At 73.8% G+C, this 24511-nt stretch carries 19 protein-coding genes, 1 tRNA gene and 2 pseudogenes; 12 read left to right on the forward strand and 10 right to left on the reverse strand.

All coding sequences use genetic code 11. The features are described 5' to 3' along the window. Nucleotides 1–110: 110 nt before the first annotated feature. Nucleotides 111–388 (forward strand): annotated as a pseudogene (locus tag ACGFNF_RS22910) (tyrosine-type recombinase/integrase); the annotation flags it as partial. A gap of 78 nt (nt 389–466) precedes the next feature. Here ACGFNF_RS22910 and ACGFNF_RS22915 read toward each other — a convergent pair. After that, nucleotides 467–540 (reverse strand) — tRNA-Pro (locus tag ACGFNF_RS22915). Between the two features lie 335 nt (nt 541–875). Then, on the reverse strand, nt 876–1769 hold the full coding sequence (locus ACGFNF_RS22920) for a metallophosphoesterase (RefSeq protein ID WP_357577963.1): 894 nt from the start codon (nt 1767–1769) through the stop codon (nt 876–878). A 25-nt stretch (nt 1770–1794) separates the two neighbouring features. Here ACGFNF_RS22920 and ACGFNF_RS22925 point away from each other — a divergent pair, with 25 nt between their 5' ends. Next, nucleotides 1795–2250 carry a GatB/YqeY domain-containing protein gene (locus ACGFNF_RS22925; protein WP_132238537.1) on the forward strand — a complete coding sequence of 152 codons (456 nt, stop codon included), beginning with the start codon at nt 1795–1797 and terminating at the stop codon, nt 2248–2250. Nucleotides 2251–2334: 84 nt separating this feature from the next. Here ACGFNF_RS22925 and ACGFNF_RS22930 read toward each other — a convergent pair whose 3' ends face one another. Next, entirely contained in the window at nt 2335–4776 is a 2442-nt protein-coding gene (locus ACGFNF_RS22930) for a penicillin-binding protein (RefSeq protein ID WP_393170516.1), read from the reverse strand. Between the two features lie 404 nt (nt 4777–5180). On the opposite strand from ACGFNF_RS22930, the gene ACGFNF_RS22935 reads away from it, so the two are divergent. Beyond that, on the forward strand, nt 5181–5501 hold the full coding sequence (locus ACGFNF_RS22935) for a WhiB family transcriptional regulator (RefSeq protein WP_132238543.1): 321 nt from the start codon (nt 5181–5183) through the stop codon (nt 5499–5501). 6 nt (nt 5502–5507) lie between these two features. Here ACGFNF_RS22935 and ACGFNF_RS22940 read toward each other — a convergent pair whose 3' ends face one another. From ACGFNF_RS22940 to ACGFNF_RS22950, 3 genes and pseudogenes are all read right to left on the reverse strand, one after another. Beyond that, complete coding sequence (locus tag ACGFNF_RS22940; protein ID WP_311413228.1) at nt 5508–6659, reverse strand: ArsA-related P-loop ATPase; 1152 nt, start codon at nt 6657–6659, stop codon at nt 5508–5510. A gap of 54 nt (nt 6660–6713) precedes the next feature. Beyond that, nucleotides 6714–7691 carry an ArsA-related P-loop ATPase gene (locus ACGFNF_RS22945; protein ID WP_357577961.1) on the reverse strand — a complete coding sequence of 326 codons (978 nt, stop codon included), beginning with the start codon at nt 7689–7691 and terminating at the stop codon, nt 6714–6716. 26 nt (nt 7692–7717) lie between these two features. Further along, a pseudogene (locus tag ACGFNF_RS22950) lies at nt 7718–8308 on the reverse strand (hypothetical protein); the annotation flags it as partial. 489 nt (nt 8309–8797) lie between these two features. Here ACGFNF_RS22950 and ACGFNF_RS22955 point away from each other — a divergent pair. The 7 genes from ACGFNF_RS22955 to ACGFNF_RS22985 all read left to right on the forward strand — a co-directional run bounded on the left by ACGFNF_RS22955 (nt 8798) and on the right by ACGFNF_RS22985 (nt 16595). Beyond that, nucleotides 8798–9271: a hypothetical protein gene (locus ACGFNF_RS22955; RefSeq protein ID WP_357577959.1), complete on the forward strand. Its 474-nt coding sequence runs from the start codon at nt 8798–8800 to the stop codon at nt 9269–9271. Between the two features lie 46 nt (nt 9272–9317). Continuing rightward, entirely contained in the window at nt 9318–9473 is a 156-nt protein-coding gene (locus ACGFNF_RS22960; RefSeq protein ID WP_018222171.1) for a DUF4177 domain-containing protein, read from the forward strand. After that, entirely contained in the window at nt 9470–9931 is a 462-nt protein-coding gene (locus tag ACGFNF_RS22965; RefSeq protein ID WP_357577958.1) for a RidA family protein, read from the forward strand. Before ACGFNF_RS22960 ends, ACGFNF_RS22965 begins: the two co-directional genes overlap by 4 nt. Nucleotides 9932–10052: 121 nt before the next feature. Next, nucleotides 10053–10880, forward strand: a complete 828-nt coding sequence (locus ACGFNF_RS22970) for an MBL fold metallo-hydrolase (RefSeq protein ID WP_357577957.1) — start codon at nt 10053–10055, stop codon at nt 10878–10880. Further along, the gene (locus ACGFNF_RS22975; protein WP_393170520.1) at nt 10877–14461 is read left to right on the forward strand and encodes an adenylate/guanylate cyclase domain-containing protein; all 3585 of its coding nucleotides are present in this window, start codon (nt 10877–10879) and stop codon (nt 14459–14461) included. Before ACGFNF_RS22970 ends, ACGFNF_RS22975 begins: the two co-directional genes overlap by 4 nt. Nucleotides 14462–14588: 127 nt before the next feature. After that, on the forward strand, nt 14589–15059 hold the full coding sequence (locus tag ACGFNF_RS22980) for a hypothetical protein (protein ID WP_393170522.1): 471 nt from the start codon (nt 14589–14591) through the stop codon (nt 15057–15059). A gap of 30 nt (nt 15060–15089) precedes the next feature. After that, complete coding sequence (locus ACGFNF_RS22985) at nt 15090–16595, forward strand: serine/threonine-protein kinase (protein ID WP_357577954.1); 1506 nt, start codon at nt 15090–15092, stop codon at nt 16593–16595. Here the strand turns inward: ACGFNF_RS22985 and ACGFNF_RS22990 are convergent. Continuing rightward, nucleotides 16572–16919 (reverse strand): hypothetical protein, encoded by a 348-nt coding sequence (locus tag ACGFNF_RS22990; protein WP_357577953.1) that lies wholly within the window; start codon nt 16917–16919, stop codon nt 16572–16574. The two genes, ACGFNF_RS22985 and ACGFNF_RS22990, sit on opposite strands and share 24 nt — an antisense overlap. A 110-nt stretch (nt 16920–17029) precedes the next feature. Between ACGFNF_RS22990 and ACGFNF_RS22995 the strand changes: the two genes are divergently transcribed. Together ACGFNF_RS22995 and ACGFNF_RS23000 are read left to right on the forward strand one after the other, a co-directional pair. After that, a complete protein-coding gene (locus ACGFNF_RS22995) occupies nt 17030–17545 on the forward strand; it encodes a hypothetical protein (protein WP_393170524.1) in 516 nt (171 codons plus the stop codon). Nucleotides 17546–17742: 197 nt separating this feature from the next. Then, nucleotides 17743–19548 carry an alpha/beta hydrolase gene (locus ACGFNF_RS23000; protein ID WP_393170526.1) on the forward strand — a complete coding sequence of 602 codons (1806 nt, stop codon included), beginning with the start codon at nt 17743–17745 and terminating at the stop codon, nt 19546–19548. Between the two features lie 49 nt (nt 19549–19597). Here ACGFNF_RS23000 and ACGFNF_RS23005 read toward each other — a convergent pair whose 3' ends face one another. The 3 genes from ACGFNF_RS23005 to ACGFNF_RS23015 are packed head-to-tail and all read right to left on the reverse strand — an operon-like array spanning nt 19598 to nt 24481. Further along, the gene (locus ACGFNF_RS23005; RefSeq protein WP_393170528.1) at nt 19598–20788 is read right to left on the reverse strand and encodes an acyl-CoA dehydrogenase family protein; all 1191 of its coding nucleotides are present in this window, start codon (nt 20786–20788) and stop codon (nt 19598–19600) included. 16 nt (nt 20789–20804) lie between these two features. Beyond that, a complete protein-coding gene (locus tag ACGFNF_RS23010) occupies nt 20805–22865 on the reverse strand; it encodes a biotin carboxylase N-terminal domain-containing protein (RefSeq protein ID WP_393170530.1) in 2061 nt (686 codons plus the stop codon). A 14-nt stretch (nt 22866–22879) separates the two neighbouring features. After that, complete coding sequence (locus ACGFNF_RS23015; RefSeq protein WP_357577948.1) at nt 22880–24481, reverse strand: carboxyl transferase domain-containing protein; 1602 nt, start codon at nt 24479–24481, stop codon at nt 22880–22882. Nucleotides 24482–24511 lie beyond the last annotated feature (30 nt).

Below are 24511 nucleotides of genomic sequence, written 5' to 3' on the forward strand. Positions count from 1 at the left end.
AGGTCGCCGGACCCTGTCGTACATCAGCTGTCGGATCGCAGGCACCGCCTCCGGTGCGGGGTCACTGCGGGTTGACGTGTCGGGCGGGCATCGCCTGGCAGGGCTCCCGGCTGCTGTTCACCACTCGCTACGGAACGCCCGTGGAGCCGCGCAACTTCAACCGTTCCTGGGACGCCCGCTGTGCCCGTGCCGGAGTTCGGAGGATCACCGTGCACGACGCCCGGCGTACCTGCGCGACTCTCTGCTCGTCGACCTGGACGTGCACCCGCGCGTCATCATGCAGGTGCTGCGGCACGCGGAGGTCTCGGTGACGATGGAGGTCTACTCGCAGGCGTCCTCGGACGCCACCCGCGACGCCCTGAAGCGCCTGGGGGAGAGCCTGCGGTGACCGCCGCTGCTGTACTCGACTGCTGTACGAATGCATCAGGGGCCACTCTCATCGATGTAGAGTGGCCCCTGACCTCGGTCGGGGTGGCCGGATTCGAACCGACGACCTCTTCGTCCCGAACGAAGCGCGCTACCAAGCTGCGCCACACCCCGAGGCGTGCCGACAAATAGTAGCCCACCCCCGTCGGTGGTCCAACTCGGTACCCCCACCGCCCTGCGGGTCCTCCCGGACCGTGCGGTACCTGCCGGGCGCCGACCCCACCTGGCGCCTGATGTCGTGAACGACTCAGCTCGACAGGGCGAACACAGCCAGGTCCCCCGGGCGGATCCGACGATCACCCTGCACGGCTGCCAGCCGGCAGCCGGTTCCCGCCTCGCTCGCCAACCAGGCCGGGCCGCCGGGCCGCCGGGCCGCCGGGCCGCCGGGCCGCCGGGCCGCCGGGCCGCCGGGCCGTAGGCGGCGGCCCGGCGGATCACCGGCGCGTGGGTCAGCGGGGGATCAGGGTCAGCACGCTCGCCTCCGGCGGGCAGGCGAACCGGACCGGCGCGGTCGGATGCGTCCCGAGGCCGGCGGAGACGTGCAGCCACGAGTCGGAGCCGGGCCAGCGGTGCAGGCCGCGTGCCATGGAGCGGGGCAGGCCGCAGTTGGTGACCAGCGCGCCGAACCCCGGTACGCAGACCTGACCGCCGTGGGTGTGGCCGGCGAGCATCAGCCCGAAGCCGTCGGCGGCCATCCGGTCGAGGACGGCCGGCTCGGGGGAGTGGGTGAGCGCGATCGACAGATCGGCGGTGGGCGACACCGGCCCGGCGACCGAGTCGTAGTCGTCCCGTTCGACGTGCGGGTCGTCCACGCCGAGCAGCTCGACGACCCGGCCGCCGGCCTTGACGGTGGTGCGGGCGTTGTTCAGGTCCGCCCAGCCGGCGCCGACGAAGACGTCCCGCAGCTCCTCGTGCGGCAGTTCGACGCCCTCGGTGTACTCCCGGTCGGGCAGGAAGTAGGTGAACGGGTTCTTCCAGACCGGCCCGGTGTAGTCGTTGGAACCGAAGACGAAGGCCCCCGGGAAGTCGAGCAGCGGCTGGAGGGCGTGCAGCACGCCGGGCACGGCGCCGGGGTGCGCCATGTTGTCCCCGGTGACCACGACCAGGTCGGGGTCGAGGGCGGCCAGCGATGCCACCCAGCGCTGCTTACGCCCCTGGTCGGGCATCATGTGCAGGTCCGACAGGTGCAGGACCCGCAGGGGCTCCGCGTCGGCCGGCAGCACCGGCACGTCGTACCGCCGCAGGGTGAACATGTTGCGCTCGACGAGTGACGCGTAGGCCAGGGTCGCCGCGCCGAGCGCGGCGGTCCCGGTCGCGAGCCGGAATAGTGTGCGCTTTCGCATGCCGTTCAGGGTAGTTTCACCGACCATGAGCACGCTGAAGGACCGTCTGACCGCCGACATGCGCGCCGCCCTGAAGGCGCGCGACGAGCTGACCACCTCCACGCTGCGGATGGCGCTTGCCGCCGTCGGCACCGCCGAGGTCGCCGGCAAGGCCAAGCGCGAGCTCACCGACGACGAGGTGCTCGCGGTGCTGACCAAGGAGGCGAAGAAGCGCCGGGAGGCCGCCACCGCCTTCGGTGACGCCGGCCGCACCGAGCAGGCCACGAAGGAGATCGCCGAGGGCGAGGTGCTGGAGCGCTACCTGCCGAAGCAGCTCCCCGACGCCGAGCTGACCGAGCTGGTCGCGGGGGCGCTCGCCGCGGGCGGCTTCACCGGCAAGTCGCAGATGGGCCCGGCCATGAAGGCGGCCCAGGCGGCGGTGGCCGGCCGGGCCGAGGGCGGTCGCGTCGCCGCCGAGGTACGCCGCCAGCTCGGCCTCTGACAGGCCCGGCCGCACCGACCCGCAAACGCGAAACGGGCGGGCACCCCGCGAAGGGTGCCCGCCCGTGGCGTTCGTCCGGCCGGCTCAGCCGCCGGAGCGGCCCGGCGGTCGGCCGGGGGTGTTCGGCGGCCGGTTGTTGTTGTCGGGCGTCGTGCCCGGGGCGGTGCCGCCGCCGGAGCTGATCTGGATGGTGACCACGCCGCCCTTGATGGTCCGGCCGTCGGGGCTGGTGCCGGCGGCCTTGCCGGCCGGGCAGCTCGACGGGACCTTGATGTCGGAGATGACCGCGTCGAAGCCCTCCGCCTTGATCCGGGACTTCGCCTGCTCCGGGTCGAGGCACTTCACGTCGGGGATCCGGCGCTGGTCGCCCTCGGAGATCTTCTTGCCCGGGGGCTCGAAGTTCTTCCGGTCCTTGCCCTTCATGGCGTCGCGCAGCGTCTCGTAGACCGGCGGGTTGATGCCGTCCTTCTGGTTGTGCTTCATCTTGACGTTGGTCTGCGGCCAGTCCGGGTCGGCCATGATGCCGGCCACCGCGTACTGCTTGGTCATCGCGACCAGGGCCGCGCTCTTCTCCGAGTCGGTGGTGCCGGACTTGCCGGCCACCGGCGCGTCGACGATGCCCCGGACGTTCGCCGCCGTACGGCTGCCGCCGCACTTGGTGGTGGAGGAGTTGTCACCGACCGGGCAGCGGGCGGCGTCGACGGCGGCACGGGCCACCTCGGTGCTGACCCGCTTCTCGCAGCGCGGGTTGGCGATGTCGAGCTTCTTGCCCTCCGGGTCCTTGATCATCTGCACCGGGATGGGCTCGCAGTACCTGCCGTCGGCCGCGAGGGTGGCGTAGGCGTTGGCCAGCTCCAGCGGGGTGGTGTTCGAGACGCCCAGGGTGAACGCGCCCCAGTCGTGCGCGGCCGCCTTGTTGTTGGCCCAGTCGTTCTCCTTGGTGACCCGGAACTGGATGCCGAGCCGCTTGGCCACGTCGACCACGTTCTCCGCGCCGACCTGCTGCTGGAGCGGCACGAAGTACGTGTTGATGGAGGAGGCGAAGGCGCTCCACATGTTCTGTACGCCGCCGGCCTTCTTGCCGGAGTTGGTCGGGCAGTACTTGTTGGTGCCCGGGCAGGCGGCCGGGCTGCCCGCCTCGACGATGTATTCCGACTTGAAGGCCTGCGGGGCGTTGATCGTGTAGCCGAGCGGGATGCCCTTCTCCAGCGCCGCCACGATCGTGAAGATCTTGAAGGTCGAGCCGGCCTGGTAGCCCGTGATGCCGTCGCCGCCGGTGAGCAGCGGGTTGACGGTGTTCGGGTAGTTGCCGAGCTTGCCCTTCTTGCGCTGCTTGGGGTCGCTGTGCGCCTTGTTGACCGGCTTCTTCGGGTCGTCGAGCTTGAAGTTGCGGTTCACCGCGAGCGCCCGCACCCGGCCGGTGCCCGGCTCGACCACCGCCACCATGGCGGCTTCCTTGCTCTTCTCCGGCTTGGCCTTGCGGACGGCCTTGTCGGCGCCCCGCTGGGCCTGCGGGTCCAGGGTGGTGATGACCGTGTAGCCGCCGCTCTTCAGCCGCCGCTCCCGGTCGTACGAGGTCGAGCCGAACGTCTCCTGCTGCATCCACCAGCGGTAGAAGTAGTCGCAGAAGAAGCCCCAGCCCTTCTCGTTGGTCGAGACGCAGCCGTTGGGGGCGCGCTTGCCGGTGACCACGAGCTTGGTGGCCTTCGCCGCGTCCGCCTCCTGCTGGGTGATGGCGGCGGTCTCGACCATGTTCTGGATGACGTAGTTGCGCCGGGCGAGGGCCGCCGCGTGGCCGCTCTTGGTGGTCGGGTCGTTGGTGCTCGGCGCCTTCACCATGCCGGCGAGCATGGCCGCTTCCTCGAGCTTCAGCTTGCTCGGCGGCTTGTTGAAGTAGACCTGGCTGGCGGCGTAGATGCCGTACGCGCCGTTGCCGAACGCGGCGATGTTGAGGTAGCGCTCCAGGATCTCGTCCTTGGAGAGCTCCTTGTCGATCTGGATCGCGTAGCGCATCTCGCGCAGCTTCCGGGCGCTGGTGTCCTCGGTGGCCGCGACCACGTCCGCCGGGTGGCTCGCCGAGTAGGCGATGGCGAGCCGGACGTACTGCATGGTCAGCGTCGAGGCGCCCTGCTGGCTGGACGCGTTGGACTGGTTGTTGACGAACGCCCGGGCGATGCCGTTGAGGTCGACGCCGTTGTGCTTGTAGAAGTCGTGGTCCTCGGCGGCGATGATCGCCTTCTGCATGACGGGCGCGACGTCGGCCAGCTTCACGTCGCGACGGTTCTCGTCGTACATGGTCGCCAGCGGTGTCTTGCCGTCGGAGGCGAGAAGGTAGCTGATCTGCGGCGCGCGGGCCACGGTCAGCTCCTTGGGCAGTGCGCCGAAGGTCTCGGCGCCGGCCTTCGCGGCCAGTCCGGACATCGCCACTGCGGGGAAGGCCGCCGCCGCGACCACCACGCCGGCCAACAGGCCACAGATGAGTAGCGATGCGGCGTTGGTCAGCACATTGTGGTCACGTTTCCGCATCCAGGTCACCTCGACAGGGTACGCGAGTAGGGAACGAGGGGCGCCGGGGCGTTCTTTCCCCATTTCCTGCGCGCGCCGACCTCGTTGTGCTAAACGCACGACCCCCGGTGAGTGGTTGCGTGAATCCGCCGCCGAGTTTCCCTCCTGACGGAGGGGGCCCGCAGCGTTTTCACGTACCCCGACGGGGTAACCGGCGGTCGCGAAGCCCGGGAAGCCGGGAGTGTCCGGAATGATGGATTTCGCCGACAACGTTGCGTAATCAGGCGACTACAGAGCATGATGGTGGCGGCGACAGCGCCACATGTCGTCCGTGCCGCCTTGGGGAAGGCGGGCAGGGCGATCGGGGGGATTGCCGGCTGGTCCGCGACGGGGTCGGTAGGTACTGCAAGGGGGGACGTGTACAGATGGGCATGATCACTGACTGGCCGTCGCTGGCGGCGTGTCAGAACGGGGACCCGGACGCGTTGTTCGTACAGGGCGCCGAACAGAACGTGGCGAAGCGGATCTGCCGGAGCTGCCCAGTTCGGTACGAGTGCCTGGCCGACGCGCTGGACAACCGGATCGAGTTCGGAGTGTGGGGCGGCATGACCGAACGCGAACGCCGTGCGCTGTTGCGCCGTCACCCACAGGTGGCGAGCTGGCGCAAGATGTTCGAGGCCGCGATGAAGAAGAACGCCAAGGACAAGACCGGCAAGGACAAGATCCTCGTCACCACCGCCGGCTGAGCACCGTCACGGCCGGCTGATCGCCGCGCCGATCGTCCGCAGCCCGTCGACGTCGTGCACGTCGGCGGGCTGCGCCGTCACCGACACCGCCGGCACCGCCGGGAACGCCTCGGTGAAGCGGGCCGCCACCTGCCGCTCGCGTACCGCCTGCTGGGCCAGCGCCGCGTGGGCCCGCAGCACGTCGACGGTGCCCTCGTGCCCGCCGAGGCCGGCCAGCCGCTCCGCGGCGGCCAGGCTCTCCGCCGCGTCGAGCCCGGGCACCGCCGAGCGGTGCACCCGGTTGAGCACCAGGCCCGCCAGCGGCATCTTCTCCTCGCGCAGCCGGCCCGCGAAGTAGGCGGCCTCCCGGACCGCGTCCGGCTCCGGCGCCGCGACCAGCAGGAACGCCGTCTCCCGCGCCTGGAGGATGCGGTACGTCTGCTCGGCGCGCTGCCGGAAGCCGCCGAACATCGAATCCAACGCGGCGACGAAACCGGAGAGGTCGGTCAGCAACTGGGCCCCGAGCACCTTCTGCACGACCTTGGAGAACATCCCGAACGAGGCCGTGACCAGGCTGAACATGCTCCGCCCGCCGGTACGCGCCGGGGCCAGCAGCAGCCGCAGCATCCGCCCGTCGAGGAAGCGGGACAGGCGGGCCGGTGCGTCCAGGAAGTCGAGCGCCGAGCGGGACGGCGGGGTGTCCACCACGATCAGGTCCCACTCGCCCCGGGCGTGCAACTGGCCCAGCTTCTCCATCGCCATGTATTCCTGCGTGCCGGCGAAGGTCGAGCTCATGGCCTGGTAGAAGGGGTTGGCGAAGATCTCCGCCGCCTTCGCCGGGTCGGTGTGCTGGAGCACCACGTCGTCGAAGGTGCGCTTCATGTCGAGCATCATGGCGTGCAGCTCGCCGCCGCTGGCCTCGACGTCGATCCCCTTGACCTGGCGGGGGGTGTTGTCCAGCTCGGTCAGCCCGAGCGACTGGGCCAGCCGGCGGGCCGGGTCGATGGTGAGCACCACCGTGCGCCGGCCGTGTCGCTCCGCGGCGCGCAGCGCGAGCGCGGCGGCCGTGGTCGTCTTCCCCACCCCGCCCGCCCCGCAGCACACCACGATCCGGACGCCCGGATCGGCGAGGATCTGGTCGACGTCCAGCTGCGGCGCCGCGTCTTCGGAAGGCACCAATCGAGCGTATCGGGCCGGGTCGGTCCGTGCGCCCGGGCCGGTCGCAGGTGTGAGTCAATCCGCCCGGACGAGGGTCGCGGCGAGCTGGTCCAGGCCGGCCCGGTCCACCCCGTCGGGCAGCAGCGGCAGCTCGGTCATCGGCAGCCCAAGCTCCACCAGGTCGGCGCGGAGCGAATCCTCCAGCTCGCGGCGGATGGCCTGGTCGCGCGCCTCGGCGACGAGCCCGGCCACGGTGTCCCGGTCGGTCGGCAGCCCGGCGGCGCGCAGCCCCCGCTCCAGCTCGGTGGCGGCCACCACCCGCCCCGCCGGCAGCGGGGGCCGGGCGCCGTTGACGATCACCCGCCCCACCGGGAAGCCGAGCTGGGTCAGCTCGGCGATCGCGTCGACCGTCTCCTGGACCGGCATCTCCTCCAGCAGGGTGACGACGTGCACGGCGGTGATCGGGGAGCGCAGCAGCGCCGCGACCCCCTCGCTCTGGGTCTTGATCGGGCCCACCTTGGCCAGCCGGGCCGTCTCGGCGGTGACGTTGAGGAACCGACCGATCCGCCCGGTGGGCGGCGCGTCCAGCACCACCGCGTCGTACGCGCGCCGCTGGCCGACGGTGCGGGTGGTCGCCTCCTTCACCTTGCCGGTGAGCAGGACGTCCCGCAGGCCCGGGGCGATGGTGGTGGCGAAGTCGATCGCCCCGAGCTTGCGCAGCGCCCGGCCGGCCGCACCGAGCTTGTAGAACATGTCGAGGTACTCCAGCAGGGCCTCCTCGGCGTCCACCGCCAGGGCCCGCACCTCCCCGCCGCCCGGCGCGTCGGTCAGGTGCCGCTCCTCGTACGGCAGCGGATCGGTGCCGAAGAGTTGGGCGATGCCCTGCCGCCCCTCGACCTCGACCAGCAGCGTGCGCCGGCCGCCGGCGGCCAGCGCGAGGGCCAGCGCCGCCGCGACGCTGGTCTTGCCGGTGCCGCCCTTGCCGGTCACGACGTGGAGGCGGGCCGGCCACTGGGTGCCGGCCGGGTCGGCCGGCGACTCTGCTGCTCGCACCCGTCGAGCCTATCCAGGCCGTGGGCTCAGGCGACCTCGCAGACCCACCAACCCGTCTTCTTCACCACGGTGAACCGCAGGTCCTGGTCGGCCACCTTCTCGTCCGCGGTGGTCATGGTGACCTTGGTGGTGACCATGGCGCGATCCCCGGTCTGGTTGTCCACCTTCGGGGTGCTCCACCGGAACCGGGGGTTCTGGTGGGCCGAGACGTGCTTCTCGACCTCGGCCACCTTCGCGGCGATCTTCTTCTCGTCCCGCGACGAGGAGCAGACCAGGCCGGCCGCCCGGTCCGCGTCGCGCTCCTGGTAGACGGCCTTGAGGAATTCGTCGACCGCGACCGTCGGCTCCTTGGCCCCCGTACCGCTGTCGGCGTCGCGCAGCGTCAGGAACGCGACGACGCCGCCGCCGGCGCAGAGCAGCAGGACCACGGCCAGGGCGATGGAGGCGATGAGCACGCCGCGCTTCTTCTTCGGCGCGGCGGGCGGCTGGTAGGGCGGGTACCCGGCCGGGGCCGGCGGGATCGACGGGTCCGGGGCGGCGGCCGGGCCGGGCGGAGGGGCGGCAGCCGGGCCGGGCGGAGGGGCGGCAGCCGGGCCGGGCGGAGGGGCGGCAGCCGGGCCGGGCGGGGTGGCCGGGCCGGACGGGGTGGCCGGGCCGGACGGGGTGGCCGGGTAGGGCGCGGCGGCCGGACCGGATGGGACTGCCGGGCCGGGTACGGCGACCGGGTCGGGAGCCGCCGGGGAGCCGGGCTGGTCGGCCGGCGGTCCGACGGGACCACCGCTGGGTGGTTGGGTCATCTCATCCCCCGGGTTGCGGCGTCGCCGCCTGACCGGGCGACGAGCGTGATCGAGCTGGCGGCGAGCCGGCGGAGCGCCCGTCCGACCGGAAGGGTAACGGTCGGTTCCCCGCTCCGGGGGGCGGCGGGTGCCGTCAGGTTCCTTACCGATGGTGTGTCGCATATGTGACTTTGGGTGATCGTCTGTGCGCGTCCGGTTGGCGTGGCTGTCGCCGCCGACCTACGTTCTCAGCGGCGCGGGGGGCGGGCCGGGCGGAGGGTCCGGACCGCGAGCGATGACCTGACCAGGTACGACGTCCGGAGGCAAGGCATGCGCGACGTGGACAACATTCCTCGGGCCCAGTTCCCGGTGGGCGACCGGGCGCGGCGGCCCGGCTTCCCGGGGGAGACCGAGGGCGGCGTCGGCCTACCCGTCAACGAACGGTCGTACCGGCGGCTCGCCGAACCCGTCGAGGTGGTGCCCGTGCCCGCTCGGCCCGGAGCCCGGGACGAGGAGGAGCCCGGCTTCGTCATCCACCTGCCGATCCGGGTCGCCGACCTGAGGGCGGCCACCGCGCTGGCCGGAACGGTCGCCACCTCGCTGAGCTTCCTCAACGAGCTGGACGCCGGCGAGACCACCGTCTCCAGCACCGACGACCAGAACAACCGGCACCGGGTCTTCTGCGACCTGCTGCTGCCGGACCGCTCCCGCTGCCCCCAGCCGTACGAGCACGGCGGCTCCTGCGGGGAGGTGCCGGCGCCCCCGGAGCAGCGTCCCGTGCCCCGCCCGTCCGCCGGACCGTAGGCTGTGCGTCGAGAAGTCGAACTCCAGCCAAGGGAGCCCTCCACCTATGCAGAAGTGGGAATACTCCACGGTCCCGCTGCTGGTCCACGCGACCAAGCAGATCCTCGACAACTGGGGTGAGGACGGGTGGGAACTCGTCTCCGTGGTTCCCGGTCCCAACCCGGAGCAGCTCGTCGCCTACCTGAAGCGGCCGAAGGCATGAGCAACGGTCCGCACGCGAAACTCGCCGAACTCGGGCACACGCTGCCCGAGGTGACCCCGCCGTTGGCCAGCTACGTGCCGGCCGTCCAGTCCGGGCAGCACGTCTATGTCTCCGGGCAGCTGCCGATGGTCGAGGGGAAGCTGCTCGCCACCGGCAAGGTCGGCGCCGGCGTCTCCGCCGAGCAGGCCAAGGACCTGGCCCAGCAGTGCGCGCTCAACGCGCTGGCCGCGATCGACTCGCTGGTCGGCCTAGAGAACGTCGTCAAGATCGTCAAGCTGACCGGCTTCGTCGCGGCCTCCTCCGGGTTCACCGCCATCCCGGGCGTGATCAACGGCGCGTCCGACCTGTTCGGCGCGGTCTTCGGTGAGGCCGGCCGGCACGCGCGCAGCGCCGTCGGCGTGGCCGAGCTGCCCCTGGACGCCCCCGTCGAGGTCGAGGTCGTCGTCGAGGTCTCCTGACCCGCACCCCCTCCCCGCGATCTTGCGTCTCGCGCCCGGCAAAAGCCGCGAACCGGGACGTATCAGAGGCGGAGCCTGCAAGATCGCGGGGAGTGGCCGGCGGGGCCGTACGATCGCAGCCATGACCGGGCACTTCACCGCGCCGGCGGCGGCGCTCGCCGACGGGTTGCCGGGTTGGGTGACGCTGCTGCGTGCCCCGAACCCAGGGCCGATGACGCTCGACGGCACCAACACCTGGGTGCTGCGCGCCCCCGGCCGGGAGCACGCCGTCGTGGTCGACCCGGGCCCGGCCGACGAGGGGCACCTGGCGGCGATCGCCGCGCGGGGGCCGATCGGCCTGGTGCTGATCACCCACGGCCACCCCGACCACACCGACGGCTCGCGCCGCCTGCACGAGCTGCTCGGCGGGGTGCCCGTACGCGCCGCCGACCCGGCGCACACCATCGCCGGGGAGCCGCTGACCGGGCCGGGCGGAGAGCTGGACGGCCACGGGCTGGGCGTCCGACTCGTGCCGACCCCCGGGCACACCGGCGACTCGGTCTGCTTCCTGGTCGAGCACGGCGACGAGCGGGTGGTCCTGACCGGCGACACGATCCTGGGCCGGGGGACCACCGTGGTCGCCCACCCGGACGGGCACCTCGGGGACTACCTGGCCAGCCTGGAGCTGCTCTCGACGTACCGGGGGATCCCGGCGCTGCCGGGGCACGGCCCGGCGCTGGCCGACTGCGGCGTCGCCGCGGACTTCTACCTGGCCCACCGCCGGGCCCGGCTCGACCAGGTCCGGGCGGCGGTCGCCGCGGGCGCCACCACCGCCGCCGAGGTGGTCGCGACGGTCTACGCCGACGTCGACCGGTCGCTGTGGTGGGCCGCCGAGTGGTCCGTCCGGGCCCAGCTGGAGTACCTGGGCCGGGAATCCGGCGGAGGTGCCGCGGGGTTGGAGCAAGCGTGACCTGCCCGGTGTGCGGAACCGTCGCCGTGCCCGGCGCGCGGTTCTGCCACAACTGCGGCGCCGCGCTGCCGGCCGCCGCGACGCTGCCCGCGGCCGAACGCCGCGTGGTGACGGTGCTCTTCGGCGACCTGTCCGACTTCACCTCCTGGTCCGAGGACCTCGACCCGGAACGCGTCGGCGCGGTCACCGACCGGGTGCTCGCCGCGCTGGCCGGCGCGGTGAAGACGTTCGGCGGCCACGTCGACAAGCTCACCGGCGACGGGATCATGGCGGTCTTCGGGGCGCCGGTCGCGCACGAGGACGACGCCGAGCGGGCCGTGCGGGCCGCGCTGTCGATGCAGCGGGCGGTCCGCCGGGTCCTCGACGACGAGCGGGGCGGCGGCGCGCCGCTCGGCCTGCGGGTCGGGCTGAACACCGGCGACGTGATCGCCGGTATCCAGGCCGCCATCGAGTACACGGTCATCGGCGACACCGTCAACACCGCCGCCCGGCTGGCCGACGCCGCCGCCGTCGGCGCGGTCTACGCGGGGGCGCGGACCTCCGCCGCCACCCGGCACGTGGCCTCCTGGCGGGCGTTGCGCCCGCTGCGGCTCAAGGGCAAGCGGGAGCCGGTCGAGGCGTACGAGCTGCTCGGTCTCCTGGACGCCCCGGGCACCCGGTCCGGCCTCGGCGACGAGGCGCCCTTCGTCGGCCGGGAGACCGAGATCGGCCGGGTCGCCGGCCGGCTCGCCGAGGTGATCGACCGCGCCGAACCCCGGGTGCTGCTGATGACCGCCGAGGCCGGGATCGGCAAGTCCCGGTTCGCCGCCGAGGTGGAACGCCTCGCCGCCGGCTACGACGTGGGCCCGGGCCGGTACGCCGCGCACACCGGCGCCCGGGTGCTGTCGGTGCGCTGCGCCGCGTTCGGCGAGCGACGCCGGCTCGCGCCCCTGGCCGACCTGGTCCGGGCGGCGGTCGGCCTGCCCAACGACGCCGCCACCGCGCTCACCCGCCCGGCCGTCGAGGAACGGCTGCGCCGGCTCGGCCAGCGACTCAGCCGCACCGGCACGCCGGCGCCGGTCGCCATCGACCAGCTGCTGGCCCTGCTCGGGTACGCCGAGCTGCCCGGCGGCGGCCCGGCCGACCAGGGCGAGTGGGGCACCGCCCAGCCCGTCGACGCCGACACCGTGCCGAACGCGGTCGCGGACCTGCTCACCGCGCTCGCCGGGGAGGCGCCCCTGGTGGTCGTCGTCGACGACCTGCACGACGCCACCGCCGAGACCATCGAGGCGCTCGGGGTCACCCTGTCCCGGCTCGCCGGCCCGGTGCTGGTGCTGCTGCTCGGCCGGCCCGAGCTGGTGCGTACCGCCGGGGCGCTGACCCGGGTCGCCGACGCCGAGGTGCACGCGCTGCCGCCGCTGCGCGGCGCCGACGCGGCCCGGCTGCTCACCACCTACCTCGGCGGCGGCAGGCTGCCGCAGGCCGACGCCGACCGGCTGCTCGCCACCGCCCAGGGCAACCCGTTCTACCTGGCCGAGCTGGTCACCCTGCTGATGGAGCGGGGCGCGCTGACCACCGTCGCCGAGCGGAACTCCCCGAATCCGGGCGGCTGGCGACTGGTGCCCGGCTCGCTCGGCAGCCGCCTGCTCTCCCGCGACCTGGCCGCGGTGCTCGCCGCGCGCATCGACGCGCTGCCGGCGGAGGCCCGCTCCGTGCTGCGGGACGCGGCCGTCGTCGGCGACACGGTGCCGGACGGTGCGCTGGAGGCGCTGCGCGAGCAGCGGGCCGGCCGCGACGGCCGACCGGCGGCGGTGGTCGCCGTAGAGCTGGAACGGGCGGTGGAGGAGCTGCTGCAACGCCGGATGCTGCACCGCACCCGCACCGGGTACGCCTTCGCGACCCCGCTGATGCGGGAGGCCGCGTACGCCGGGGTGAGCAAGGCCGAACTGGCCGAGCGGCACGCGGCGCTGGCCCGGTGGGCCGCGGCCGGCCCGTCGGCGGGGGCGGGCGCGCCGGGCGGCTTCGCCGAGGCGGCCCGCGACGTCTTCGTGGCCCAGCACGTGGAACGGGCCGCCGCGCTGGCCGACGCGGTCGGGCTGCGGCCGGACGCGCCGGCGCGGGCCGTCGTCGGTCTGGGCGTCGCCGCGCTCGGCGGGGCCGCGCGCCGCTCGTTGCAGGCGGGTGAGCCCGCGCTGGCCGTGGAGTACGCCGAACGCGCGGCCGAGCTGGCCCGGGACGGGGTGCCGGCGGCCGACCGGGTGGTGCACGCCCGGGCGCTGCTCCAGGTCGGACGCCCCGCCGACGCGCTCGCCTTCGCCGAGAAGATCGCCGCCAACGCCGGCGACGAGTCCGCCGTCCGGACCAGCGCGCTGCTGCTCGCCGGGCAGGCCCACCAGACCATGGGCGACCAGGCGCGCGCGGTGGGCTGCTGGCAGGAGGCGTTGCAGGTGGCCACGGCCGGCGGGCTGCCGACGCTGCGCGCCTCGGCGATGCGCCGCCTCGGCATGGCCGACTTCGTTGCCGGGCGGTTAGGGCAGGCCAGCAGCCGGCTCGCCGCGTCGTACCAGGTCAGCCTCCAGTCGCAGGACCGCCGGGGGCAGGCGTGGTCGTTGCAGAACCTGGCCTGGGTGACCACGACCCGGGGCGACTTCGCCGGCACCGACGCCGTGCTCGGCCGGGCCGCCCGGCTCTTCGCCGAGCTGAAGGACCCGTACGGGCGGGCCTGGCTGCGCGGCACCACCGCCTTCGCCCGGCTGCTCGCCGGCCGGCTGCGCGAGGCGTGCCGGATGGCGCAGGTCTTCCTGCCGTTCGGCGAGCGGGTCGGCGAGGCGTGGGCGGTGGGCACGCTGCGCGCGGTCGAGGCGTTCGCCACCGCCGAGCTGGGCGAGCTGGGCGAGGCGGACCGGGGGGCCCGCCGGGCGTACCGCGAGTTCGCCGCCGCCTCCGACGACTGGGGGCGCGGGTTCGCGCTGGTCGTCCGGGGCGTCGTGGCGCGCGGGCTGGGCGAGCCGGGGCACGCCGCCGACCTGCTCACCGACGCGCTGTCGTACGCGGAGCGGACGTCGCACCCGTTGCTCACCGGGATGGCCGGCACGCTGCGCGGGTTCGTGGCGCTGGACCTGGGCGACTGCGACACGGCCGAGCGGGACGCCCGGTCGGTGCTGACCGCCGTCGAGCCGCACAACCCGCAGGCGCCCGCCCAGGTGGGGCCCCGGGTGCTGCTGGCCACCGCCCGGCTGGCCGCCGGCGACTCCGCGACCGCCGTGGGGCTGCTCGCCCCGGTGGCCACCGCCGCCGCCACCGTGCCCTCGCTGCTCTTCTCCCGCCGCCAGACCATGGCCCGGTACGCGTCCGCCCTGCTCGCCCACGGCCAGTGCGAGCAGGCGCTGGACTGGGCCCGGCGGGCCGTCGCCGCCCCGGCGGAGGACGTGCGCAGCCAGGTGGTCGCCGCCCGGGTGCTCGCCGAGGCGCTCGCGGCCTGCGGCCGGTCCGCGGAGGCGCTCGCCAGCGCCGAGGAGGCGGTCCGCCTGGCGTACGCGACCGAGCAGCGCAGCGAGCGCGCCGCCGCCGACGCCCTGCGGGCGCGACTGTCCACCCCCTAGTCCCGCGGACCCCGGAACCGGAAGGTCTGGCGGTTCTGGGGATGCGGTGTGTCGGGGATGGCCGATAGCGTGTCAGGTCCGAGGGGCGGTCGGTCGTGCGACCGCGTCGGGTCTGGGGAGGGCCGTGATGAGGTTGCCGCGTTCGGCCGCCGGATGGACGATCGCGGTCTTCGGCGTGCTGGCCCTGCTCATGGGCGCGGTCGGGCTGGTCTGGCCGGAGGCGCTGCTGCGAATGCTCGGCTTCGAGGTGCCGGCGACGCGCGCGGCCGGCGACCACACCGGCACCTTCCTCATCGCCTCCTCAATGGCCTCGTTCAACATGGGGGTCTACTACCTGCTCGCCACCGCCACCGAGTGGCGGTCGTTCTTCCGCTTCACGGTGCTGTTCCGGCTGGTCACGTTCACGGTGTTCAGCATCGCGGTGCTGGCCGACATCGCGCCCGGGCGGTTCTTCGGAGTGGCCGTCTGGGAGGGCCTCGGCGCGGTGGCGACCGCCGCCGGGCTCTGGTGGGACGACCGTCGCGCGGGCCCGGGGGCGGTGGGCGGCGGAGGCGATTCCGCTGCCGGTGCCGTTCCGGCCGCTGATGCGGTTCACTGAGCCGTCGGTCCGGTTGGGTATTTTCGAGCTGTGACCGCGACCCCGCCCGGCGCCCTGCCGACGCCCATTGTGCCCGGTCTGACCGATCTGCACGTGTTTGCCAGGGGAGGCTACGCGACGATCTACAAGGCGACCCAGATCTCGGTGGGGCGTGAGGTCGCGGTCAAGGTGGAGAATCGCACCCTCGACAGCGAGCACGACCAGGCCCGCTTCCTGCGCGAGGCGCGGGCCGCCGGGCGGATGTCGTCCCACCCGCACGTCGTCGATCTCTTCGACGTCGGGGTCACGGTCGACCAGCACCCCTATCTGATCATGGAGCTCTGCGACGGCTCGTACGCCGAGCGGATGCGGACCTCGCCGCTCGGGCCCGCCGAGGCGCGCGACCTCGGGGTCAAGATCGCCGACGCCATCGCCCACTCGCACGCCGCCGGCGTGCTGCACCGCGACGTCAAGCCGGCGAACATCCTCTACTCGCACTTCAACTCGGCGGTGCTTGCCGACTTCGGGCTGGCCGTGGTGGCCGAGATGCGTGACGCCTCGGTCGCCCTGGAGGTGCTCACCCCGGCCTACGCGCCGCCGGAGATGTTCAACCACAGCCCGCCGTCGCCCGCCGTCGACGTCTACGCCCTCTGCGCCACCCTCTACGCGGTGATGCACGGCCGCCCGCCGCGCTGGCAGTCCGAACGCAACCCCAGCCTGGTCACGGTGCTGGAGATGTTCCACCAGCCGGTTCCCGGCCTGCCCGGGGTGCCGGCCGAGATGATCGACGTGCTCCGGGCCGGCATGTCCAACGACCCCGGTGAGCGTCCCTCGGCCGTCGAGCTGCGCGACCTGCTGGTCGGCCTGCCGCTCGGCCCCGTCGGCTCCCCGGCGGCCGGCCCGGGCATCCCGGGTCCGGTCAGCGGCGTGCCCGGCCCCGTCGGCCCGTACGGCGTGGACCACGCCTCCCGGCCCGCTCCGCGACCGCCGGTGGAGGACCTCCACCCCACGGTGCCCACCGCCGGCCAGCGGCGTCGGCGGCGCTGGTTCCTCGGCGGCGCCGGGATGGTCGCGTTGGCCGCCTCGGCCGGCGCCGGCGCCTGGCTGGCCGGCGCGGTCTCCAGCCCGGGCCCGTCGCCGACGGCCGGCGTGGCGGCGACGAGCACGGTGCTGCCCGCCTGCGCCCTGACGACCGCGTTGCCGGCCGGCGCGGGCTGCGCCGACGAGTTGGAGTGCTTCGGGCCGATGGAGGTGCGCGGCGCGCGGACCCGGGCGCCCCGGGTGCCCTGCGACGGCCAGCACACCTGGGAGAGCTACGCCGAGGGCAAGCTCCCCGACACCCTGGTCGGCGCCGGCCACGACGAGGTCAGCGCGGCCGCGGTGGTACGCGGGGTCTGCAACGAGACCACCTTCCGGCTCACCAGCGGGATCAGCTACGCGGACGGCTGGAACCTGGAGGTGCTGCCCCCGGCCGGGGCCGACGCCGACCGGACGTACCGCTGCCTGGCCGGGCGTGGGCTCGACGCGCTCGCCTCACCCACCCTCACGGGCCGCTGAGCCGCCGCGTCCCCGGTGGCGCTCCCGCATGGCGCGGACGGCCTCCCGGTGGTCCAGCGACTCCAGCGTGTCGGCGTCGACGCCGTACAGTCCCCCGACGGGCTGCCCCGGGCCGTTCGGCGTGACCGCCGGTTCCGGGCCGTCGTCCTGCCGGGCCGCCGCCACGGACACCGCCGCGATCATCGTCGTGAGTACGCAGAGCAGCGCCAACGTCACGCCGACGAGATCCTGGCGCCCCCACACGATCAGCGTCACCAGCAGGGAGGCCGCCACCAGCACGGCCGCCACCGCCTTCGCCCGCGCATCGGGCCTCGCAAGTCTCACCCGTCCAGGATGTCCGAGTGGGGCCCGCTGTCAACCGGGTCGCCGGCACCGGATGCAATGATCTTCACCGAGATCGTCGCCGTGATCGTCCCCGTGGGAGAGGAGTGCCGGTGACCCGCGTCTTCCGGATCGTCGCCGCCGTGCTGGTGTCGGGTGCGCTGGCCGCGTGCGGGGCGGACGGGGCGCCGGAGCCGGCTACCGCGCCGCCCTCCGCGACCGGCGCCGCGCCGACGTCCCCGGCCGCCCCGTCGTCGTCCGCCCCCGCCTCGCCGGCCGCCCCCGCGTCCTCGTCCGTCTCCGCGTCGCCGGCCGCCCCCGCTTCGCCGGCCGCCGGTCGTGGCGGGTACGCCAACCCGGACGAGGCGATCGCCAAACACCTGTCGGCGGTCCAGGGGATCCGCTACCTCGGGCTCTGCAAGAACGCGAAGCGCGATCCCGCGGCGATCTGCGCCCTCCGGATGGGCTTCGTCGACCGGGACGAGGTCTACGGACTGGGCGCCCCGCACAGCGAGATCGTCGGCTTCCTGCTGCTGCGCAGGGGATCCGCCGGCTGGCGGGTGGCGGACGAGTACGCGCCCGACGGTGCGGAGCCCAAACCGCCGGTGTGGATGGCCGGCATCAGGTGAGCCGGCGCGCGGGCTGACGCCGGGCCACTGCGCCTGGCCGCCGCCAAAAGCGTCGACGGTGAACAATTCGTTACAGCGGTCAGCGGTTTGTCGGATATGCGGCCGTTCGCCGGCCGGTAATCCTGGTCCGCCGTTCCTAGAGTGACGGAGGTCGAGCCACGGCTCGGCCGTCCTGTCGCCCACCGGAAGGCGTCCACATGCCACGACGAAACCGGTCTCTCGCCGCTGCGGGAATCGCCGGCGTGCTCCTCGCCGGCGCCGCGGTCGCACCCGCCGCCGCCGCACCGTCCCCTGCCGGCGGGGACCGTCCGGTCACCTCCGACCGGACCAGCCCGCAGGAGGCCCGCCGGGTCGACCGGGTGCCCACGCCCGAACTGGACTGGTACGCCTGCTACGACTACGCCGAGTGCGCCACCGTCCGGCTGCCCCGCGACTACGACAAGCCGAACGGCCCGACGACCGAGGTCGCCGTGCTGCGGGTCAAGGCCCGCGACCAGCAGCGGAAGATCGGCAGTCTCTTCGTCAACCCGGGCGGCCCCGGCGGCTCCGGCACCGACGTCGCGCTCGCCGCGCCGTACTTCCTCGGTGACGAGGTGCTGGACCGCTTCGACATCGTCGGCGTCGACCCGCGCGGCGTCGCCGCCAGCCAGCAGGTCAGGTGCTTCCCCTCCGTCAAGGAGCAGACCCGGGCGTACGCCGGGCTGAACGTGGCGTTCCCGTTGACGAAGGCCGAGGAGAATGCCTACGTGGCGTCCTCGAAGGCCGTCGGCAGGGGCTGCTCCACCACGGGCAAGCCGCTCACCGGCGCGATGTCGACCGCCGAGGTCGCCCGCGACATGGACGTGCTGCGCCGCGCCGTCGGGGACCGGAAGCTCACCTTCCTCGGCTTCAGCTACGGCAGCATCCTCGGCCAGTACTACGCCAACATGTTCCCGGACCGGGTCCGTGCCCTGGTGATCGACGGCGTGCTCAACCCGAACGAGTGGGTCGGCCAGGGCAGGGCGCGCAGCCTGCCCCAGGAGGAGCGGATGCGCAGCGCGGAGGGCGCGTACAAGGCGCTGCGGGAGATCCTGGTGCGCTGCGACAAGGCCGGCGCGGAGGCGTGTGCGCTGGCCGAGGGCGATCCTGTCGCGTCGTTCGACCTGGTCGCTAAGCGGCTGCGGGCCAAGCCGGTGGTCATCGAGGACCCCGACGTCGGCCCGGTCACCATCACGTACGCCGACTTCGTCGCCGCCAACCTCAGCATGCTCTACGGCCCGACGGGCTACGCCGAGGTCGTCGACCTCACCGCCGCCCTGCTGGTGCTCACCGACCCGGCGTCGTCGCCGGCCGCCCGCCGCCCGGCGACGGCCGACGTGACCCGCCAGGCCGTCAAGGCCCGCGAGCAGGCCCGACGGTACGACTTCCCGTACGAGAACGGGTTGGAGACCTTCCTCGGCGTGGACTGCACCGACGCGTACCACCCGAAGGACGCCGGCTCGTTCCCGGCGCTGGCCGCGAACGCCGACAAGCGCGACCCGTACTTCGGTCGGCTGTGGACGTGGGTCACCTCGCCGTGCGCCCGCAAGAGCTGGACCGTGCGGGACGAGGATGCCTACACCGGCCCGTTCAACCGGCGGACCGCCGCGCCGGTGCTGGTCGTGGGCAACTACTGGGACCCGGCGACCAACTACCGGGGCGCGGTCAGCTCGGCCCGGCTGCTGCCGAACAGCCGCCTGCTCAGCAGCGACAGCTGGGGCCACACCGCGTACGGGACGTCGGCCTGCGTGACCGGCGCGGTCGACGCGTACCTGCTGCGCGGGGCGCTGCCGGCCAACGGCAAGGTCTGCGTGGGCGACGTCCAGCCGTTCGCCGAGCTGCCGGCCGAGCCGGAGGCGACCCGGCGGGCGGAGGCGTCGAAGGGCGCGCTGGCCGCCGAGGGCGCCCCCGGTCGGGGTGAGCCGAAGCGGCTCCCGCCGGTGGTCGCCCCGCTGCCGGCGGTCGGCTCGCTGACCGTCCGCTGAGGACCCGGGGTGCGGCGGGCGATCGGGCGCCCGCCGCACCCCGGCCCGCTCAGTACGACTTGTCCTGGCCGAGGACGTGCTGGGCGACGAAGTTGAGGATCATCTCGCGGCTGACCGGGGCGATCCGGCCGGCGCGCACCGCGCCGAGGAGCGTGGCCACGCCGTACTCGGTGGTCATGCCGGCCCCGCCGAGCACCTGGACGGCGGTGTCGACGGCCAGCGCGGCGGCCTCCCCGGCGGCGTACTTGGCCATGTTGCCGGAGACGCCGGCCTCCAGGTCGCGGCCCGCGTCGTAGAGGGTGGCCGCCTTGTGGATCATCAGGCGGGCCAGCTCGACCTGCACGGCGGCGTGCGCGAGCGGGTGGGAGACGCCCTGGTGGGAGCCGATGGTCCGGCCGCCCCAGACCTTGCGGGTGGCCGTGTACTCGCTGGCCCGCTCGATCGCGTACCGGCCGGTGCCGGCGCCCATCGCGGCGACCGTGATCCGCTCCGGGTTGAGCCCGGCGAAGAGCGCCGGCAGGCCGGCGTCCAGCGACTCGCCGACCAGCGCGTCTGCGGGCAGCCGCACGTCGTCGAGGTAGAGCAGGAACTGGTTCTCCGGGGAGACGATCTCCATGTCCAGCTTGGAACGGGTCAGCCCCGGCGCGTCGGTCGGCACGATGAACAGCGCCGGCTTCAGTTTCTGCGGAGTGGCATCCCCTGTGCCGGCCTGGCCGTCTTCGACAGCGACGCGGGCGACGACCAGCACGTACGACGCCTCGTCGACACCCGAGATGTAGCACTTGCGGCCGGAGAGCAGCCAGTCGTCGCCGTCGCGGCGGGCCACCGTGCCGAGCCGGTGGAAGTTGGAGCCGGCCTCCGGCTCGGTGATCGCGAAGACCACCTTCAGCGAGCCGTCCGCGAACCCGGGCAGGAAGCGCTTGCGCTGCTCCTCGGTGCCGTGCCGGGCGATCACCGTGGCCGCGATGGCGGGGGAGACCACCAGCAGCAGCAGCGGGCAGCCGGCCGCCGCCAACTCCTCGCAGACGATGGCCAGCTCGGTGATCCCGCCCCCGCCGCCGCCGTACTCGGTGGGGATGTTGACCCCGAGGTAGCCCAGCCGGCCGGCCTCGTCCCACAGTTCGGTGGTGTGTTCGCCGGAGCGGGCCTTGGTGACGAAGTACTCGTGGCCGTACCGGCGGCCCAGGGCGCGCACGGCGTCGCGGAGCTGGTCCTGCTCGGGGGTGAGGTCGAAGTTCATCGGGGGGCCTCCAGGATCACTCGGGGTTGACCACGGCCAGCACGGCGCCCGTGTCGACCTGCCCGCCGGCCGCGACCGGAAGCTCGGCGACCACGCCGTCGGCCGGGGCGAGCACGGGATGTTCCAGCTTCATCGCTTCCAGGGTCAGCAGCAGGTCACCGGCCGCCACCCGCTGGCCGACCTCGACGTACACGCGGGTCACCGCGCCGGGCAGCGGCGCGACCAGCGACCCGGCCGCCAGCTCCGCCGTGGGCTCGGGGAAACGCGGCAGCTCGGTCAGGCTCGCCGCCCCGTCCGGGCCGTCCACGAAGACCTCCGAGGACACCCGGTGTACGCGGTACGCCCGCCGCACCCCGTCGACGTCGAGCACCACCCGGTCCGGCGCGGCCTTGACCAGGCTCACCACCGGCGACGGCCCGCCTGCCGCCGTCTCGTCCGAGTTTGGCCCGCCCGTCGGGGCCGCCGCGTCCGAGGGCGGCCCGTCGGTGCGGGCGGTGGGGCCGGCGCCCGGCGAGGTCGACCACTCGGCGAGGCCGCCCGAGCGGTCCAGCCGGTAGCGGACCTCGATCTCGCCGTCCGGTCCCGCGTAGCGGGTGACCTGCGGGAACGCGGGCACGTTGCGCCAGCCCGACGGGAGGCCGGCGAGCACCGGCGCCGAGGCGCGGCGAGCGGCGGCGGTGGCCAGCGCGGCGGCCAGGGCCACCAGGGGGAGCTGGTCGGCCGGCAGCAGCGGGGCGAAGACCTCCCCGTGCCGGTCGAGGAAGCCGGTGTCGATCTCCACGGCGCCGAACTCCGGGCTGCGCAGCACCCGGACCAGCAGGTCCCGGTTGGTGGCCACCCCGTGCAACTCGGCCCGGGCCAGCGCGTCGGCCAGCAGCCGGATCGTCTCGGCGCGGGTCTGGCCCCAGGCGATCACCTTCGCCAGCATCGAGTCGTAGTGCACCCCGACGGTCGAGCCGTCCACGACGCCGGAGTCCAGCCGCAGGCCGATCGCCCGGAGGTTGCCGAACTCCCGGGCCACCCCGGGGACCGCGAACCGGTGGACGGTGCCGGTGGCGGGACGCCAGCCCTGCACCGGCTCCTCGGCGCAGAGTCGCACCTCGATCGCGTAGCCGCGCATCCAGTGCGGGTCGGTGGCGTTCTCCGGCAGGGGTTGGCCCTCGGCGACCATCAGTTGCAGGCGGACCAGGTCCAGCCCGGTGCAGAGTTCGGTGACCGGGTGTTCCACCTGGAGCCGGGTGTTCATCTCCAGGAAGAAGAACTCACCGCTCGGGGCGAGCAGGAATTCCACCGTGCCCGCGCCGACGTAGCCGACCGCCCGTCCCGCCGCCACGGCCGCCTCGTGCAGCGCCGTGCGTACTTCGTGCGGGAGGACGCCGGGCGCCTCCTCGACGATCTTCTGGTGCCGGCGCTGGATCGAGCACTCGCGTACGCCCTGGACGGCCACCGTACCGTGCGTGTCGCCGAAGATCTGGACCTCGACGTGCCGGCCGCGCTCGACGTACCGCTCGATGAAGACCGTGCCGTCGCCGAACGCCGCAGCCGCCTCGCGGCGCGCGGAGGCGACGGCCTCGGCCAGCCCGGCGGCGTCGCGGACGATCCGCATGCCGCGCCCACCGCCCCCGGCGGACGCCTTCACCAGCACCGGAAAGTCGGTGATCTCGTCGGCGTCGGTCCAGGTGGGCAGCATCGGCACGCCCGCCTCGGCGAGCAGGGCCTTCGCCGCCACCTTGTCGCCCATCGCGGCGATCGCCTTGGCCGGCGGGCCGACCCAGGTCAGCCCGGCGTCGGTCACCGCCGCGGCGAATTCGGCGTTCTCGGCGAGGAAGCCGTAGCCGGGGTGGACGGCGTCCGCCCCCGCCCTGCGGGCCGCGTCCAGGATGAGATCGATGCGCAGGTACGTCTCGGCGGGCGTGTTCCCGGGCAGCCGGACGGCGTGGTCGGCCTCGGCGACGAACGGCGCGTCGGCGTCGGCGTCGGAGTGCACGGCCACCGTCTCGACGCCCAGCGTCCGGCAGGTGGCGAAGACCCGGCGGGCGATCTCGCCCCGGTTCGCGACCAGAAGTTTTGTGATCATGGCGGTCCTCGCGCTCACATGCGGAAGACGCCGAAGCCGTCGGCGCCCCTGACTGGTCCGTTGTGGATCGCCGACAGGCAGAGCCCGAGGACCGTACGGGTGTCCCGGGGGTCGATCACCCCGTCGTCGTAGAGCCGGCCGGAGAGGAAGAGCGCGCCGGACTGCGACTCGATCTGCTGCTCGACCATCATCCGCATCGCGGCGTCGGAGTCCTCGTCGTAGTCCCGGCCGCGGGCGGCGGCGGCCTGCCGGGCCACGATGGACAGCACGCCCGCGAGCTGCGCCGGCCCCATCACCGCCGACTTGGCGTTCGGCCAGGTGAACAGGAACCTCGGCTCGTACGCCCGCCCGCACATGCCGTAGTTGCCAGCGCCGTAGGAGGCGCCCAGGTTGACCGTCAGGTGCGGCACCGTCGAGTTCGACACCGCGTTGATCATCAGGGCGCCGTGCTTGATGATGCCGCGCTGCTCGTACTCGGTGCCGACCATGTAGCCGGTGGTGTTCTGGAGGAAGACCAGCGGGGTGTCGGCGGCGTTGGCGAGCTGGATGAACTGGGCCGCCTTCTGGGCCTCCTCGCTGAACAGCACGCCCCGCGCGTTGGCCAGCACCCCGACGGGATAGCCGTGCAGCTCGCCCCAGCCGGTCACCAGGGCGGTGCCGTAGGCCGGCTTGAACTCGTCGAACTCGCTGCCGTCGAGCACCCGGGCCAGCACCTCGCGCGGGTCGAACGGCACCTTCAGGTCGGCGCTGGCGATGCCGAGCAGCTCCTCCGGGTCGTACTTCGGCGGGGCCGGGACCGGGTTGCGCGGCGGCGGGCCCTGCTTGCGCCGGTTCAGCCGGCGTACGCACTGCCGGGCGAGCCGGATGCCGTCGGCCTCGTCCTCGGCGAGGAAGTCGGCCAGCCCGGACGTGCTCGCGTGCATGGCCGCCCCGCCGAGGGACTCGTCGTCGGTGACCTCGCCGGTGGCCATCTTCACCAGCGGCGGCCCGGCCAGGTAGACCTGCGACCGGTCCCGGATCATGATCACCTGGTCGGACATCCCCGGCACGTACGCGCCCCCGGCGGTGGCGTTGCCGAAGACCACGCTGACCGTGGGGATCTTCGCGGCCGAGAGCCGGGTCAGGTCGCGGAACACCCGCCCGCCCGGGATGAAGATCTCCGCCTGGGTGGGCAGGTCCGCGCCCGCCGACTCGACCAGGTTCACCATCGGCAGCCGGTTGGCCAGGGCGATCTCGCCCGCCCGGCGGGTCTTCGCCAGCGACCACGGGTTCACCGCGCCGCCGCGTACCGTCGGATCGTTCGCGACGATGAGGCACTCGACGCCCTCGACGACGCCGATGCCGGTCACCACGCTGGCGCCGACGGGAAAGTCGGTGCCGTACGCCGCCACCGGCGACAGCTCCAGGAACGGGCTGTCCGGGTCCAGCAGCAGCTCGATCCGCTCCCGGGGGAGCAGCTTGCCCCGCTTGTGGTGCCGGGCCACGTACTTCTCGCCGCCGCCGGCGCGGGCCTGGTCGAGGGCCGTCTCCAGCTCGGCGAGGCGCTCCAGCAGCGCCTCCCGGTTGGCGCGGTACCCCGGCGAGGACGCGTCGACCGCGCTGCGCAGTGTCGTCACAGGGCCTCCTTCGTTCGTGACTGCGGGGCT

The organism is Micromonospora sp. NPDC048868 (genome assembly GCF_043198195.1).
Classification (GTDB): domain Bacteria; phylum Actinomycetota; class Actinomycetes; order Mycobacteriales; family Micromonosporaceae; genus Micromonospora; species Micromonospora reichwaldensis.